The sequence below is a fragment of the Streptomyces sp. WELS2 genome (genome assembly GCF_013870595.1).
Lineage (GTDB): Bacteria > Actinomycetota > Actinomycetes > Streptomycetales > Streptomycetaceae > Streptomyces.
Window position 1 is genome coordinate 1 of record NZ_JACBWZ010001309.1, and the last position, 1,176, is coordinate 1,176.

Annotated in this window: 1 protein-coding gene and 1 pseudogene; both read left to right on the top strand. The window is 70.2% G+C overall.

The annotated features are described in order from the left end of the window. Nucleotides 1-574: hypothetical protein (locus H5J33_RS35970; protein ID WP_220213059.1), on the top strand; the 574-nt coding region annotated here is incomplete at its 5' end. Between the two features lie 67 nt (nt 575-641). Then, nucleotides 642-1,176 (top strand): annotated as a pseudogene (locus H5J33_RS35975) (hypothetical protein); the annotation flags it as partial.

Genomic DNA, 1,176 nt, shown 5'->3' on the forward strand with positions numbered 1-1,176 from the left:
ACGTACCGGGCCCTTGCACACGGCCGCACCGAAGCCGCCCGAGCCGCTGCCCGCCAAGAGCCTGCCCGACAGCGAGGCGGCCCGGTGGAAGCCGATGGGACCGGCCAACACCCGTCCCGTGGGCCCCGAGACACGGCTCAACGAGTGCGCCACCGTGCGCGGCGCCGCCTCCTGGCAGCAGCAGGGCTACGTCAGCGCGTTCAAGACCCCGGCCATCGAGGACTCCTTCTCCTTCGCCACCGAGGCCGCCGCCACCGGCGCCTACCAGAACCTCGTGACGGACCTGGCCCACTGCCAGGACACCTCACGCCGGACCCAGCGCGAGGCCGGACTGACCGCCGACGCCCGTGTGGAGCGCACCGCGGCCACCGCCGACGGCAACGCCTACCGCAGGGAGTGGACCGGAGTGGCCGGCATGTCCGCCCCCGGCGCCCAGACCAACCACGTCTACCTGGTCCGCCGCGGCGCCACGGTGACCGTCCTGCAGTTCACCGAGATGCGCACCGCGGCCGGCCCCCGGCACTCGTACGACATCCGCGACGACCGCGCCACGCTCGCCATCCTGGCCCGCTGACGTCCGGGCCCACCACAGTCTTCGCCCCACCCACCCACAGTCTTCTTCCACAGCAAAGGATCCCGGCATGTCCAGCCGTTCCCGCAAGTCCCTGCGCCTGTCCGCCATCGCCACCGTCGCCGCCGCTCTGGCCTTCCCGCTCGTCAACGCCCCGGCCGCGCACGCCGCGTCCACCGCCGGCGGCCCGATCACCCGTGGCGAGGTCCTCGCCCGCGCCCAGAGCTGGGTGGACGAGAAGGTCCCCTACAACCAGTCCGGTTACAAGACCGACGCCAACGGCACCTACCGCGAGGACTGTTCCGGCTACGTCTCCATGGCCTGGCACCTGACGGACAGCCTCACCACCTGGACCCTGCCGAACGTCTCCACGAAGATCGGCTTCAGCCAGCTCCAGGGCGGCGACATCCTGGACTACACCGACGCCCACACCTTCATCTTCAACAAGTGGACGAACAAGGCCAACGGCGACTTCACCTACTACGCCGAGTCCAACCCGAACAACCCCACCCACGGGCCGACCGCCGCCAACATCAACAACGCCAGCATCGAGGGCTGGCCGACCAGTTACTACGGCGCCTACCGCTACAACCACATCGTCAACG